We start from the raw sequence: 14643 nt of genomic DNA, 5'->3' as shown, positions 1-14643 counted from the left end.
TTTCATGGCTCTAGGAAACTGACCGAACTTGGGTGTCAGGGTTTTAGTATCTTAGGTGTCGTAAGCTAGGGTAGTATCGATGGCCATATTCCATTGTCGACCTTAATCTACTCAAAGTTGCGAATGCAAAAAGTCGGCGGTATCTTTCAATCCCCTCTTCCTAAGTATATCCAGGACTTCAAACTCATCTAAATCAGGATTTCGCCGATACAAAACCATCTCTTTAAATGCTTTTATCGCTTCTTCAGGATTTAAATCAATAATATCGGTCAAGAAGTCATCTGCGGTCTTAGCGGAAAGGCCGAAAGAAGACAAATACGCTTTCGGAAAATCCTTTATATTGTTGGTGACAATTACGTTTGCATTGGTCTTAATCGCCGCGGCAAGTACATGGCGATCATTTTTATCAGGTAATTCCAATCCAGAAATAAGTCCTGAATAATTAGAAACAAAAGCATCAGGAAATGCCTTGTTAGCCTTTGCCAATCGTTTAGAAATTTCTTCTTCCGAAACTCCTTTTCTTTTCATGACCTCGGCCCATTCATCAAAAATATGTTCGCTCCATTTAGGAGTATATAAATCGTAATGGGCAAACCAAAAAAGCAAATCCCTTATCTCGATCGGATAAATAACATTGGTATCCAATACGCAAATAAAACGAACACTATGTATCATACAACCCGATTTCTTCGTCAGATTGCATAATTTCAATAAGATGCTTCTTCTGGGCCTCCTTCATTTTTCCCTTGTACTCCATTACATCTTCAAACTTAACTCGACGATGCTTTCCTACTTTGGTAAAATCAATTTTCCCATCTTCTAAAAGCTTAACCAAATGAGGTCTGGAACAACCCAAAATTTCAGCTGCCTTTTGCGTTGTAACCTCTGTGGCAATTGGCACCAAAGAGAATGGCTCACCTTTACCCATGGCTTCTAATATCTCTCCTAAAAGTTTCAATGCGCTTAATGGAATTTTAATCCTTTCCCGAGTCTCATCTATCTCGATTTCAGGATTGTCAGACGTCAATCCCTTAATCACCGAAGAAAGAGCATCATACGATTGAATCGCAATCTTTTGCTCATCCTTTGAAGCCTTGTTAACCTTATTGTAAGTTTCCATTTGGTGTATAAGTTTTCTTCCTTTACAATATAAACGAAATAAACGAAACGAGCTTACATTTAAAATGTTAAAATTGATGGTAACAAAAGTAAATCTTGCACTAGCCCCGGGCTCACTTCGAAAAGCATCCGTATTCGCCGCTCCAAGAGCTTATTTCATAGGCATGGTAGGGACTGTAGAACCGTAGTTTTAAATGCCTGGCAAAAGGCCCTAGGGAATATGGAGGCCATTTTTTGATCCTTCTTACCAAGATTCCAAATACTTTTTTAGGTTCTAGGCTATGGCCATAGGTGGATATTATGGTTTTAGTATCTTAGATCTTGTAAGTGAGATAGCATCGATAACAATAGAATATTGTTGGCAACAAGCCCAAAAAAATGAACAAATTATTACAAAGCGACTTATCAGAATTCGAATCCCTTCTCGAAAAAGTAAAATCACAAGGCCTTGATTATATAAATACAATAGACGACAGGCCTACTTCTTCCCACCAAAAGATTCCTGAAACGCTCGGGCTAGACAAGCAAGGGCTTGGAGGGCGAAAAACCTTGCAATTATTCAACGAAAGGTTCGAACCCCTAATAGTGTCTTCTTCCGGACCAAGATTTTGGGGCTATGTCATTGGTGGCTCTACCCCTGCTTCCATTATGGGAGACTGGTTGGCAAGCATCTATGACCAAAATCCACAAGCCATAAAGGGAACTGGAGATATCTCCGCCAATATAGAATTGGAGACCATCCAATTGATTTTAGATCTTTTTGACCTGCCTAAATCCTATGTCGGGGGATTTGTCACCGGGGCCACGATGTCGAACTTCACTTGTTTAGCGGTCGCCAGGCAATGGATCGGAAAAACCGCGGGCAAGGATTTTGCAAAGGAAGGCATTACTGAAAAAATACCTGTCCTGACCGCCACGCCCCACTCTTCCGCCATTAAATCACTGGCCCTTTTAGGTATGGGCAGCAATAACATCGTTAAAATAAAAACCATAGAAGGCCATAAGGAGGCTATTTCAATCGACGATTTAGAAGCCCAAATCAAAAAATTAAACGGTCGCCCCTTTATCCTTATCTCAAGTGCAGGAACCGTAAATACAGTGGACTTTGACGATTTTAAGGCTATTAAGAAATTAAAGGAAACGTATAATTTTTGGTGGCACACCGATGCCGCCTTTGGAGGTTTCGCCGCTTGCTCCAATACCCATAAACACTTTCTCGAAGATTGGGATTATTCCGATAGCATAACCCTTGACTGTCATAAATGGCTAAACGTGCCCTATGAAAGTGCCGTTTTTCTGGTAAAGGAAGAACATCGCCTATTACAAACTGAATCTTTTCAAAATTCCAATGCCCCCTATCTCGGCGACCCATTGGAGAATTTCAATTACCTTAATTTTCTTCCCGAAAACTCAAGACGCCTTAAGGCCTTGCCGGCTTGGTTTTCCTTAAGGGCATATGGTAAGGAAGGCTACACCTCCATTGTAGAAAACAGTATTGGTCTGGCTCAATATTTTGGGAAGAAAATAGAGGAAAGCCATGATTTTAAATTATTGGCCCCAGTTCGATTGAACAATATTGTCTTTAATCTAAAGCGCAAACCCAACCAAAATGTATTGGATGCTTTTTTAAACCAATTAAACGGCTCCGGCAAAGTGTTTATGACCCCGACATTTTACCATGACGAAAAAGCGATCAGGGCATCGTTTGTGAATTGGAGGACGACCGAAAAGGACGTGGACTTGGTATGTGAAGAAATGCAGCGAATCATAAATGCAATTTAAACAAAACAAAAAACGAAATGGGCCTGCACTTAAGAACCGGAAGTTTTAGCTACGAAGTTGGAAGGAGTGATTTTCTAGCTTCATTTTTTGACACCATTGAGATTCGACTTACGAAAGGCCTATTTGGAAAAAAATATCCGACCGTACTGAATGAATTTTACAACGGAAACCTGAAATATGAAAATTTGGAAAGGGCTGAAAAAGAATTAATCGATATTCAAAAGCGGTTGAAAAAACATAAGCCGTCAAAAGTTGTTTGGGACAAATTTGACTTGAACAAAATGCCGCCTTGGGGAGGTAATATTAGTTCGCACATTACCGACTTGTCGAATTACTTTGTGACTTCGGACGGAAAAGATTTATTTAAGGTGATTTTTCAAGCAATAGAAACTGCTAAATCTGAAAAAAGTGGAATCACAATTGAATAACAAAGATCCGAGGCGAAAAACAAAACTACGCTTACTAATCCATGACCTTATTCTTCTAGGAAACTGACCGACCTTGACGTTAAGCTTTTAGTATCTTAGATCTTGTAAGTGGGATAGCATCAATAACTATATCCCATTGTTATAAAATATTTTGACCGACGAAATATGCCAAGCAACCATCGGCAAAACGATTATTCCTGCATCTAAAAAGGCGAATTATTTATTATGACGGAATTAAAAATGACTTGATTGAACTAATAGCTTAGTCTAAATAAAAACGGCCCCTATACAACCCAATGAAGGCATCAGGACAAAGCAGAAAGTTCAGTATCTATTTCCTATGGTGCCAAATTGAAAATTACCGGTTAACGAAATATTCAAATTTAGCTTTGGACAAAAAAAAACACATACTAAACTTTAGCCCCGTGTTTAGGCAAAAAGCCAACACTATTTTGTCGCAGTACCGTTAATCGTCCACGTATTGTAAGTTGCACAATCTCGATTCTACCTTCAAATTTGCTTTTGTTAATAATACAACCCTAGTCGCTAAGACTAGGTGAGCCGCCTTTACAGAACGTTTGCGGTTCCACGACAGGGAGTTAGAAGTCCCATTTCCGATGCCTTAGAAAACGAAAGGCCCAGCCCCTTTAAAACCTTCGCAACAACTTCCATTTTTCCCAAGTCTTTCCAGATTTCGCTCCTAGATTTGTCCCATAATTGATTAAAACCATATAAATATGTAGACAGGATCAATGTGATCACAGTATTGAACAGCTTAAAAAAATTACAATGAAAACGAAAAAATTAATTGAATTCCCCTCTATGAAAAACACAGTAAAATTACCCGTAATCGCAATGGCATCGTTTTTAACCCTTTTTTCCTCTTGTAGTGACGATGACGACAGTAACTCCAATGATATCTATTTAAGTGAGGATGAGATTCCCGAAGCCATCCAGAGCTACATCACCACACATTTTGGCGATAACTCCATATTTCAAGCGGAAAAGGAAACTGAAAACGACGTCGTAAGCTATGAAGTCAAATTAAGCGATAACACCAGTCTAGAGTTTAACAGCGATATGGATATTGTTGATATCGACGGCACATCAAAACTTCCCGATTCGGTACTACCGGAAGCTATACGCGACTATACCGCCACCCACTATCCCGATAATTATATTACGGATTGGGAATTGGAACTCAACCACCAACAAGTAGAATTGGACAACAATGTTGAACTGGAATTTGAAATGAACGGAGATTTTATCAGGATCGACAACGACTGATAATCGCTTTCCCCCAGCAGTAGGTACAACAAAAGAAACCTACCCATAATAAAAATAGCTAGGCCCTAACCTAGCTATTTTTTGTTTGCAAACATTTAGAAACCGGCTTCCTTGTCCCCACAAAGTATTTCCCACTACCATCATACCAAAACAAGACCGGCCGATATAGTTTATCCGGGTTTCTATTCGATTTTGATTCCTTACTTTAGTGGTTGCAACAGGCATCAAGCACGGTATAAGAACTATGATCAAGTCAGAACAAAAAATGTAAGCGAAGCTTCCGAAACCAAATACAGGCTCGTATTTGCAAATGCAAATACATTCCAAATGGATTGTCAGTATCTATCGAAATGCATTACATATTGAAAACAGCCCTTGTTTACAGCGATATGGATAAAAAACCGATAACAAATATTTCGCATTTAGCTTCGTGCACAGACGGAAGCCTTAGCAACACAGGAAAAAAGTATCGTAACAAAAACTAAGTTTGAGTTACGTATTGGATAAACCATAGCAACTAAAGCATGAAAAAAATAACGAAAAGAAAAGCCTTGATTTTAATATCAACTGGATTGTTTATAATTACAATTACGCCAATAGCATCCCGTCTCATGGAATTTCCTGATTTTGTAAAAGGTTCTCCAATTGGAATCGGAATTGGCTTATTACTTACGTCTTTGATTTTCGGAAATTTCAAAACGGAGAAGGAGTAGAAACGACTGAAATTATTGAAGTCGAAAAAAAATTGGGTATCTAAAATCATAATAGCCGCAAAATAACCGTTGTCAACCATAGACATAAAACACCGCTAAAAACCCGATTCTACCATTTGATAAACCCTATACCCAATGAGCTTTTTTAAAAAAATATTCAAAAAGAACAGCGAAACGCCGACAGGCGAAACAAAGCAGCCACCGAATGGAGCCTTGAAAGCCGAAGAAAGTACCTCAGCCGTTCCCGAGCCCATTATTGAAGCCTACAAAGACAAAGTCCCCCCATACTTAATCGACCTATGGAAATCGAACGGATTCGGAAAATATGACAACGGATTGATCCAATTGGTAAACCCAAAAGATTTTGAGCCTTCGCTATGGACATGGCTCGGGCAAGAAGTAGAAAACTACGTTCCCATTGCCATTAGTGCTTTCGGGGAGCTGTTCTATTATCGGAAACTAACGGAAACGGACGAAGATGTTTGTATGATAGATATTCAATACCGAAAAATAGAAACCATAGTATGGAGCCTTCAATCATTTTTTGAAGACTTCCTTACTAATGAGGAAGATCGCGAAGAATGGCTAAGGGAAACTTTATTCAAACAAGCGATTGCCGAACAAGGCCACTTGGCAAAAAACGAAGTATTCACCTTCACCCCTATTTTGGCCTTGGGCGGAGCAATGGAAACGAAATATTTGAAAAAAGGAAATGCCCAGGTCTATCAAGACATTGTTTTTCAAATGACCATGTAAAAGCCTTACAACGACTTTTATACCAAAGGTCGGCCATACGATTGAAACTATAATAAGTTAAGATATACAGAAACAAAACTCCGATATAACACAAAAGAGTGATAACAGTATTCGAACACGGAACCTCCTCGTTATACCAATAAACGTTTTACAACAACTATACGCAATACCGACCGGACCAAAACCGAAAAGTCGGAGCATCTAAGCCCCACTTTGACATTTTATTTGTATAATTTTGAAAGCACGAAACACAGCTTTGACTACCGTTCATGCCCGATTGAAAACTACCGCTTTTCAAGTCCGCACTGCGCATAGTTCAACCATTGTAAAACATTACAAAAAACCTATTCAATCGTGAAAGATGAAATACTAAAATACCTTTCAAAATATACTGAAATCACTAATGAATTAGAGCATGCAATTACAACAAGTACTTTTATTGAAAGTTTTGAAAAAGGAACAATATTACTTAAAGAGGGTGATATTTCAACTAAGTGTTATTTCGTCTTAAAAGGTTGTATACGAAGTTATATCATTGAAAATGGAGAAGAAAAAACGATTGATTTTTATACTGAGGAACAAGTAGTTACACCTTCTAACTATGGAAAATCCATACCATCAAATTACTATTTTGAATGTATGGAAAACACCATAGTTAACGTAGGAAATCCTAAATTGGAAAAAGAAACATTTCAGAAATATCCACAATTAGAATCCTTATCTCTAGTAATTGCTGAAGTTATAATGACTAAAAACCAAGAATCCTTTGCTAATTTTAAAACATCTAAGCCTGAGGAAAGATACTTAAATATGCTAAAAACAAGACCAGATTTAATTCAACGCGTTCCTCAACACCAAATTGCTAGTTATTTAGGTATTAAACCAGAATCATTAAGTAGGATCAGAAAGAGAATAATTAACAAAAAGTGATTTCTTAACTATAGTCAATGAAATGAAAATTGTATCCATCTACTTTTGCGGTACATGGAATACAAACAAATTTCAAGAATAGCAGGAGTTCTAATTTTTATTGGAATAATTACTGGTATTTTAAGTGTCGTTCCCTCTGTCGATAGTGAAAAATATCTTGAGATTGTTTACCCAAACAAATCTAAAATTTTAATTGGAGCTCTTTTTCAATTTCTTCTAATTCCCATTTATATTGGTTTCTCATTAATATTATATCCTATATTAAAACAGGGCAACAACATTCTTTCTATTGGATTTGTTGGATTTCGATTTATGGCTGGAGTATTTCAGTTAATAGGAATAATTCTATTACCGTCATTTATCATTTTGAGCGAAAAATACTCAACAGAAATAAATTTTGACATAAAATATTATGAAACCACTGGTCAAATACTGCAACTTTCTCGAGATTTAGTTAATCATTTAGGTGTAATCTTAGCTACAGGATTAGGAAACCTATTTCTATACAGGATATTCTACAAAGAAAAAAACATCCCCATTTGGTTGTCGGTATGGGGGGTAATAGGAAATATACTAATAATGGCCGCAAGCTTTTTAATTTTATTTCAACGAATTAAAGTTGTCTCAATAGAATACTTAATTCTAACAACACCTCTCTTAGTACAGGAAATAATTTTGGCCATTTGGTTGATAAAAAAAGGGTTGAAAAATCCAAAAACATCAAATAGCAATCAATTTAACCCCTTGTGAATGTTTATTATAAAAATTAATAGAAACCTACATTTTATGAAAAAATACTTTTTAATAACAACTATGCTATTTTCATTTCTCGCGGTCAATGGACAAAATCAAAAGGAAACAATTCCATATTCATTCGAAAGGAAAAATGAACTGAAAATCAATGTCTATTTCACCGCACTTGGACTATTAGAAAGTACTTATGAAAGAAATTTAAACAGAAAATCATCACTAGGGATAACTGGATTGTATGCTTTTAGCCAAAAATACGATGAGGATGTAAACTTTCAAATATCTCCCTTTTATAGAAGATATTTTGGCAAGAAATATGCTTCAGGCTTTTTTACTGAAGGTTTTGCTACCATAGGCTCTACTGATGGCAAGCAATTAACTGATATAAATGGAAATTTAACTCCAAATGAAGGTCCTGATGTTATTGACTTGTCACTTGGTTTAAGTATTGGATACAAATGGGTTACCAAAAGCGGAATTAGTATTGAAGCTTTATTTGGTATGGGAGGGAATTTATTTAATGCTGACAAAACCGACCATAATATAATCAATCGTCGAGCCATAAGCATAGGTTACCGATTTTAGCCTGAATAAAAAACGTTTTACAACTCCACCAACCCTTCCACAATCCATTAGGCCTCCACAAAATAGAGGTATACAAGCCCCATAAAGGGGCTTTTTTTTATAACTTGTGCAACAGGCACAAGGCCTAAAATTCATTGCTTTCGTTCCGATAGCCAACGGGGTTCGAACAAATTACCTAAGCCCAAGCTTTTAAACCATTCCTAAACCGAGCATTATGGCCAAAACCAGAAAATCACCTATTGACATGAATAGGGAAGAATTTCAAAAAGTCGGATACCAACTTATTGACGATATTTCAAATTTTATTCATTCCATAGACCAAAAACCGGTGACCCCCAATGAAAGTCCGAGTACACTGCAAGCTATATTGGGCCATTCATCATTGCCCGAAAATGGAAAACCGGCCAAGGAGCTAATTTCAAGAACGACCGATCTACTGTTCAACCATTCCTTACTCAACGGCCACCCCAAGTTCTTAGGTTATATTACTTCTTCAGCCGCTCCGATTGGTGCCTTGGCCGATTTATTGGCGGCTTCGGTCAACCCTAATGTGGGAGCCCATATCTTGAGTCCCATTGCCACCGAAATCGAAAAACAAACAGTAAAGTGGTTGTGCGAATTTATCGGTGTTTCATCAAACTACGGAGGCTTGTTGGTCAGTGGTGGCAATATGGCGAACTTTACGGCTTTCTTGGCGGCAAGAACGGCCAAATCCCCAAAGAACATTAAAGAAGACGGCATTCAAAACGCTACGAACCAATTGACCGTCTATTGCTCTAAAACCACACATACATGGATCGAAAAAGCGGTCATCTTATTTGGCTTGGGCACGAAATCCATACGTTGGATCGCTACCGACGCCTCCAATAAGATGGATACCCAACTGCTGGAAACAACTATCAAGGAAGACCTCAAAAACAACTACACCCCCTTAATGGTAGTGGGTACGGCGGGCGATGTCAGTACGGGAGTCGTTGACAACCTGAACGAACTATCCGCTATTTGCAAAAAATACGACCTGTGGTTCCATATTGATGGTGCCTATGGGGCACCTGCCGCCATAGTGCCCAAATACAAGCATCTGTTCGAAGGAATCAAGGAAGCCGACTCCATTGCCCTAGACCCTCACAAATGGCTGTACAGTCCCCTCGAAGCGGGATGCACCTTAGTCAAAAACCCGCAACACCTGATAGACACCTATAGTTCGCATCCCGAATATTACAATTTCAGCAACACTGATGGCGAAATGGCCCAAAACTTTTACGAATACGGACTCCAAAACTCCCGGGGTTTTAGGGCCCTAAAAGTGTGGCTAAGCTTACAACAAGTCGGCAGAAGTGGCTATGAGGCCCTCATCACCGAAGACATCGAACTCTCTAAAATGCTATTCGACCTCGCCCAGAAACATAACGAACTCGAGGCCGTCTCCCAGAATTTGAGCATTACCACCCTCAGATATGTCCCCATCGACCATGATACGGACAACGACTATCTGAATACCCTGAACGAAAGCATACTGAACGAATTACAAACGGGCGGTGAGGTCTTTTTATCGAATGCCATAGTCAAGGAGCAATATTGCTTGAGAGCTTGTATCGTGAATTTTAGAACCTCTGAAAAAGACATTGAAGAAATTATCGGCATCATTACAAGCGTGGGAACAAAGCTTCATAAAAAACTATCTGCCGTAACGAAAGACACCGAGACAGAATAAAAGGAGTACACCCCCAAGGGCGCCAAACACTAAAACCGGAAGTACGCTTTATCTTTCGGGAAGTCCCCTAAGGAATCGCCCGTTGGGCCATCTTCACTACCAGGGGCAATATATCCTCCTGTTTTTGGCCATACGCATTTCAAAAAGCACATGGCATAATCCCTTTACCGTACCAGAGACCGTGGCAAAAAATTATCCCGATTTTTCCATAGTCAAAGAATCAAGACTTTGTTTTTATTTCCAATGCTTAGCTTGCGGATCATTCATCCCATATCATCCCATATCATCCCATATCATCCCATATCATCCCTAAAATGAAAATAAAGAGCATACTACAAACGGTACTGATCATCTTGCTATTCGCGGGCTGTTCGAAAGATAAAGACAGTCCGACAGTACCTGAAATAGGAAACCAAACTCCCTTGCCCAAAGTTATCTCTGTTGTATACAGCCATGAGCGTTCCGGAACATACACCATGTCTTACGATAAAGAACAACAACTAACGGCCATCGATATCATATTATACCAAGACAATAATGACATCCATTGGACAGCAGCGGTGGAATACGATGCCAAAGGTTCGGTAACGCGGGTACTTTTAGAGAATGTAGATACCATGGATAATGCCTATACCTACGATACCGTCTTTGATTATGATGAAAATGGCGATATGGCAGATATCATTTTCACCATAGGCGGTGATGTTAAGCCAACGACTTTCCTCTATGACCCCGACAACCATATTTATAAACTTGATGGGGATTTAGGAAACTTTCCAATGAGTTGGGGGTTTGACCAAGACAAGCATCTAACGGAAATGGTTATCAGTGACAATTATTTTAAGTTGACCTCTTCAGGAAACGAAAAAGGCGTTTTCCATAATCTAGATTCACAACCGGCATTGACCATATGGTATGGATTGCTTTTCTATCTATCTCCCCATGAGCTTTATTTTTTCCACCAAAAAGACCTGGACCGTTTTGAGGCGGACACTTTCTATTACGATTATGGGGAGAAAGTACGTGATGGCGACGGAAACCTGATCGCTTTCAAAATGCTTCCTGACGACCCCTTGGGCGTGAGCATTAGCTATACCGTTAGTTACGAAAATTACTGATCAATCGCTTCGCCATAGACAACGAACGTAGAGAAAAAAATATCATCCAAATGAAGACAATACCCATCCGCAGCATTTTAAGGCCTTGTTTTGGTCTTTTTATAGGTATAGGCCTGCTACAATCTTGTAACAACGATGATGGCACCGTACAAAAGGCCCTTGGTGAAGAAACGGGCATAACCTTGGGGTATCCGGATTCCATAGTGCGGACGACCTTTAAAAATGGAGGTAATGTAGGGCCCAACGAAATTGACTGGAAAGGCGAAAAGGGCACACTTTCCATGTTCACGTCAAACGAAACCCTTACTGATAACCATATCAAATTCGAGGAAGAAAGCGGTATCATTTTTTGGAGTCGCCTTTTACCCTTGGGTACTTATGACCTGACCATCACGGCCAAAAACAATAAGGAATCCGTTAGCACCACAATACAGTTGGTCAATCGGTTTGACCAGGGATATTTTAACGGTGGATTTATCGCCGGAAACCCCGAAGAAATACCAAATTCACCCATTCCTTCAGAGTTCGGGATTATCCTCAATGAAGACCAGACCTTTGGCATGATAGATTTTGACGACCCCACATTTTCGGCATCGGGCACTTGGGAAAACCTGGAAGACGCGGCCATAGCCATAGAATACACCTCCAACGGTGAAACGACTTATATGAAGGGCCAGGTAGACGATCAGGAAGAAATAACGCTTATAGGAACCTATGGTGACGAAAAAGACGCTTCAGGGGAAATTCTAGATCCCAAAGGAAAGTTTTTATTTAAATGGGATTGAAAACCTAACCATCAACACTGCCTTCACAAATAAATACTATGAAAACATCATACTTCATTCCCATCGCAGCATTTCTATTCTTCGCTTGTTCGAAAAGCGATGATACGGTCGTATTACCCCCAGAACTTAAGGTATCGCCCATTCTCAATACGAGTTATTTTCAGAAAGGGGAAAGTCCCTTGCCCGAAGTACAATGGAACGGTAAACAAGGGGAATTCGGATTGGAAAACACCCTTCAAGGCCTTTCCCTCGATGTAGAAAGCGGACAATTATCGTGGGACCGCACATTGCCCGTAGGCGTACATATCATAACACTTTCCGCACAAAACAACGCCGGTAAGAATGTAGCCTCCCTAACCATCAACAATCAATTTAAAGGGACTTTTAAGGGGACCTATGCATCGAGTATAGCTTTTAGCGAGACGATATTCAAAATTATGGAAATGGTTTTTAAGGCGGACGGTACTTTTAGCGGCTATACACAAAACGAATTGGACAATGGCGATATACAGGATCCCAATTATTTTAATGGAACCTATGTTCTAATAGATGATACAATGGAGGGTAGCATTCAATATGAGAATAGTGAGGCGACCTACCCTTTTGAAGCCGATTTAAACACAGCGGGTAAACTCAAGGGCTACTACATCATAGTCGATTTTCTAGACAGTAAGACCACATTCGACCTCAATTTTAAAATTCAGCAATAGTTTTTGGGGGAACAAACGTATCCTTTCCGATTATATAGGGATACAAACCTCCTAATGGCCTCCAGAAAAGGAAACCCCAAATCAGTGTCGATTCTTTGAGACCTAAACTATCCGGACACTGAAGTCCCCTCCCCTTTCTACTTTTACCCAACCCTATGTACATGGTACGTTCGTCCCGTAATCTACGGAAATGGGCCGGCATGTTTGGGGTAAAAAATATCGCCTATGAAAAAGTATCTTTTTTTATCCGTCTTATCCCTCATTGGCCTCTTTGCGATTGGTTGCAATAACGATGACAATGATAGCCCAAAGCCTACACCCGAAAACCAAAAGCCCGGCACTTTTACGGTGCAAGTTTCCCAAATAACCAAAAATAGCGCCCTATTGAGCTGGAATGCCGCTGTAGATCCCGATGACGACCTAGTGAGCTATACCCTATTTCTAGAGGGCAATGAACTAAAGACGAAGCTGGAAACGACCGGTTTCCCCTTAGAAAGCCTTACCGCCCAAACCGATTATAAGGGCAAGGTAGTGGCTTCCGACGGCAACGGCAATACATCAGAGGCTACGTTTGTCTTTACAACGGAGGAAGAAGAAGAAGAAGAAATCAATACTGACGGAGTCTCCATCGCCTGGGAAAAATCATTTGGGGGTTCTAAAATTGACATGGCCAATTCCCTGCAACTAACGGTCGATGGCGGCTATATCATAGCGGGCACTTCCGAATCCGATGATGGTGACGTAGGGGGCAACAACGATGCGGAAAATTATTTGGGAGGGGATTTTTGGATCACTAAACTAAGTAACTCAGGGGATTTGCTATGGGAAACCAACCTAGGGGGATCAAGTGATGAGGCAGGAAACGATATACAGCAAACCGCAGATGGGGGATATATCGTCGTTGGAACGACCTACTCCAATGATCAAGACATTAGTGGAGACGCTTCTGCCGCCGATTTTTGGATCGTTAAACTGGATGGTTCCGGAAATTTGATTTGGGAAACGAATTACGGCGGAAGTTCCAATGAGGAAGCCACCTCTGTAGCCCAAACCTTGGATGGCGGATATATTGTCGCCGGTTTTTCAGCTTCCTCCGATGGCGATGTAGGCGGTAATAAGGGAGGATTGGACTATTGGATACTAAAGCTCGATAACGACGGACTATTGGTGTGGGAAAGCCCCCTTGGCGGAGCTGCCTTCGATATTGCAAAATCTGTTGAACAAACCAGCGATGAAGGCTATATTGTGGCAGGATATTCCGAATCCATCGATGGCGATGTAGGCGGTAATTATGGGGAGAAAGACTATTGGATCGTAAAGTTGGATGCCTTGGGCGATTTGCTTTGGGAAAAACATCTAGGAGGTTCACTTGAAGACTATGCTTATGACATTCACCAAACCACCGATCAGGGGTATATCGTAGCAGGATATTCCGAATCGTCGGATTTTGACGTAAGTGCCAATCACGGAAACAAGGATTACTGGATCGTAAAATTAGATACTTCAGGAGAAATAACTTGGGAAGTCAACCTTGGAAGTTCTTCGGTCGATACCGCCTATGCCATCGAGCAAACCTCTGACCAAGGATACATTATTGCCGGTAGCGCCGGAACAACCGACTTTGATGTGAGCGGTCCCACGAATGGAGGGTTTCTCGATTATTGGATCGTAAAGCTAAATTCGTCCGGTGAATTGACGTGGGAAACAAGTATTGGAAGTCCGGAAAACGATTACGCCAATGCCGTTCAACAAACTGACGATGGCTATATCGTAGCCGGTTATACACAAGGTATCGGAGGAGATGTCAGTGGTACAGGCAAAGGCCAATGGGACTATTGGGTGGTAAAATTGGAGTAAGCCTGTTTTTTAGCTTTCCTCCCCCCTCTATCACCGTGCGATTCCGGGGTCGAATACGAAAAATACTTTCCGAAAGCATACCAATTTCACCGAGTCAAAATGAGGTCTA

Annotated in this window: 14 protein-coding genes; 12 read left to right on the top strand and 2 right to left on the bottom strand. The window is 40.2% G+C overall.

Going from position 1 to position 14643, the window contains the following annotated elements:
- Positions 1–111 precede the first annotated feature (111 nt).
- Both ZOBGAL_RS15300 and ZOBGAL_RS15295 read right to left on the bottom strand, forming a co-directional pair.
- A complete protein-coding gene (locus ZOBGAL_RS15300) occupies positions 112–675 on the bottom strand; it encodes a PIN domain-containing protein (protein WP_013994572.1) in 564 nt (187 codons plus the stop codon).
- Positions 665–1120 carry a helix-turn-helix domain-containing protein gene (locus tag ZOBGAL_RS15295; protein WP_013994571.1) on the bottom strand — a complete coding sequence of 152 codons (456 nt, stop codon included), beginning with the start codon at positions 1118–1120 and terminating at the stop codon, positions 665–667. The genes ZOBGAL_RS15300 and ZOBGAL_RS15295 overlap by 11 nt, the downstream gene beginning before the upstream one ends.
- Positions 1121–1497: 377 nt before the next feature.
- Between ZOBGAL_RS15295 and ZOBGAL_RS15290 the strand changes: the two genes are divergently transcribed.
- From ZOBGAL_RS15290 to ZOBGAL_RS15220, 12 genes are all read left to right on the top strand, one after another.
- Positions 1498–2901, top strand: a complete 1404-nt coding sequence (locus ZOBGAL_RS15290; protein ID WP_013994569.1) for a pyridoxal phosphate-dependent decarboxylase family protein — start codon at positions 1498–1500, stop codon at positions 2899–2901.
- Between the two features lie 17 nt (positions 2902–2918).
- Positions 2919–3329, top strand: coding sequence for an immunity 70 family protein (locus tag ZOBGAL_RS15285; protein WP_013994568.1), 411 nt, complete (start codon positions 2919–2921; stop codon positions 3327–3329).
- A gap of 822 nt (positions 3330–4151) precedes the next feature.
- The gene (locus ZOBGAL_RS15275) at positions 4152–4616 is read left to right on the top strand and encodes a PepSY-like domain-containing protein (protein WP_013994566.1); all 465 of its coding nucleotides are present in this window, start codon (positions 4152–4154) and stop codon (positions 4614–4616) included.
- Positions 4617–5464: 848 nt separating this feature from the next.
- On the top strand, positions 5465–6085 hold the full coding sequence (locus tag ZOBGAL_RS15265) for a T6SS immunity protein Tdi1 domain-containing protein (RefSeq protein ID WP_013994564.1): 621 nt from the start codon (positions 5465–5467) through the stop codon (positions 6083–6085).
- A 354-nt stretch (positions 6086–6439) separates the two neighbouring features.
- Positions 6440–7015 carry a Crp/Fnr family transcriptional regulator gene (locus ZOBGAL_RS15260; RefSeq protein ID WP_013994562.1) on the top strand — a complete coding sequence of 192 codons (576 nt, stop codon included), beginning with the start codon at positions 6440–6442 and terminating at the stop codon, positions 7013–7015.
- A gap of 54 nt (positions 7016–7069) precedes the next feature.
- Positions 7070–7765: a DUF4386 domain-containing protein gene (locus ZOBGAL_RS15255; protein WP_013994561.1), complete on the top strand. Its 696-nt coding sequence runs from the start codon at positions 7070–7072 to the stop codon at positions 7763–7765.
- Between the two features lie 36 nt (positions 7766–7801).
- Positions 7802–8350: a DUF3575 domain-containing protein gene (locus ZOBGAL_RS15250; RefSeq protein WP_013994560.1), complete on the top strand. Its 549-nt coding sequence runs from the start codon at positions 7802–7804 to the stop codon at positions 8348–8350.
- A 214-nt stretch (positions 8351–8564) separates the two neighbouring features.
- Complete coding sequence (locus ZOBGAL_RS15245; protein WP_013994559.1) at positions 8565–10064, top strand: pyridoxal phosphate-dependent decarboxylase family protein; 1500 nt, start codon at positions 8565–8567, stop codon at positions 10062–10064.
- A gap of 314 nt (positions 10065–10378) precedes the next feature.
- A complete protein-coding gene (locus ZOBGAL_RS15240) occupies positions 10379–11182 on the top strand; it encodes a hypothetical protein (RefSeq protein ID WP_013994558.1) in 804 nt (267 codons plus the stop codon).
- Between the two features lie 50 nt (positions 11183–11232).
- Positions 11233–11967, top strand: a complete 735-nt coding sequence (locus ZOBGAL_RS15235) for a hypothetical protein (protein ID WP_013994557.1) — start codon at positions 11233–11235, stop codon at positions 11965–11967.
- Between the two features lie 38 nt (positions 11968–12005).
- Positions 12006–12677: a hypothetical protein gene (locus tag ZOBGAL_RS15230; RefSeq protein WP_013994556.1), complete on the top strand. Its 672-nt coding sequence runs from the start codon at positions 12006–12008 to the stop codon at positions 12675–12677.
- 225 nt (positions 12678–12902) lie between these two features.
- Positions 12903–14534: a fibronectin type III domain-containing protein gene (locus ZOBGAL_RS15220; protein WP_013994554.1), complete on the top strand. Its 1632-nt coding sequence runs from the start codon at positions 12903–12905 to the stop codon at positions 14532–14534.
- Positions 14535–14643 lie beyond the last annotated feature (109 nt).

It is taken from the genome of Zobellia galactanivorans, from assembly GCF_000973105.1.
Lineage (GTDB): Bacteria > Bacteroidota > Bacteroidia > Flavobacteriales > Flavobacteriaceae > Zobellia > Zobellia galactanivorans.
The sequence above is the reverse complement of the archived record's forward strand: the minus strand, read 5'-3'. Positions and strand labels throughout refer to the sequence as shown.

Coding starts and splice junctions, on each gene's coding strand:
- ZOBGAL_RS15300 (WP_013994572.1), bottom strand. CDS start 675: ATGATACATAGTGTTCGTTTTATTTGCGTATTGGATACCAATGTTATT.
- ZOBGAL_RS15295 (WP_013994571.1), bottom strand. CDS start 1,120: ATGGAAACTTACAATAAGGTTAACAAGGCTTCAAAGGATGAGCAAAAG.
- ZOBGAL_RS15290 (WP_013994569.1), top strand. CDS start 1,498: ATGAACAAATTATTACAAAGCGACTTATCAGAATTCGAATCCCTTCTC.
- ZOBGAL_RS15285 (WP_013994568.1), top strand. CDS start 2,919: ATGGGCCTGCACTTAAGAACCGGAAGTTTTAGCTACGAAGTTGGAAGG.
- ZOBGAL_RS15275 (WP_013994566.1), top strand. CDS start 4,152: ATGAAAAACACAGTAAAATTACCCGTAATCGCAATGGCATCGTTTTTA.
- ZOBGAL_RS15265 (WP_013994564.1), top strand. CDS start 5,465: ATGAGCTTTTTTAAAAAAATATTCAAAAAGAACAGCGAAACGCCGACA.
- ZOBGAL_RS15255 (WP_013994561.1), top strand. CDS start 7,070: ATGGAATACAAACAAATTTCAAGAATAGCAGGAGTTCTAATTTTTATT.
- ZOBGAL_RS15250 (WP_013994560.1), top strand. CDS start 7,802: ATGAAAAAATACTTTTTAATAACAACTATGCTATTTTCATTTCTCGCG.
- ZOBGAL_RS15245 (WP_013994559.1), top strand. CDS start 8,565: ATGGCCAAAACCAGAAAATCACCTATTGACATGAATAGGGAAGAATTT.
- ZOBGAL_RS15240 (WP_013994558.1), top strand. CDS start 10,379: ATGAAAATAAAGAGCATACTACAAACGGTACTGATCATCTTGCTATTC.
- ZOBGAL_RS15235 (WP_013994557.1), top strand. CDS start 11,233: ATGAAGACAATACCCATCCGCAGCATTTTAAGGCCTTGTTTTGGTCTT.
- ZOBGAL_RS15230 (WP_013994556.1), top strand. CDS start 12,006: ATGAAAACATCATACTTCATTCCCATCGCAGCATTTCTATTCTTCGCT.
- ZOBGAL_RS15220 (WP_013994554.1), top strand. CDS start 12,903: ATGAAAAAGTATCTTTTTTTATCCGTCTTATCCCTCATTGGCCTCTTT.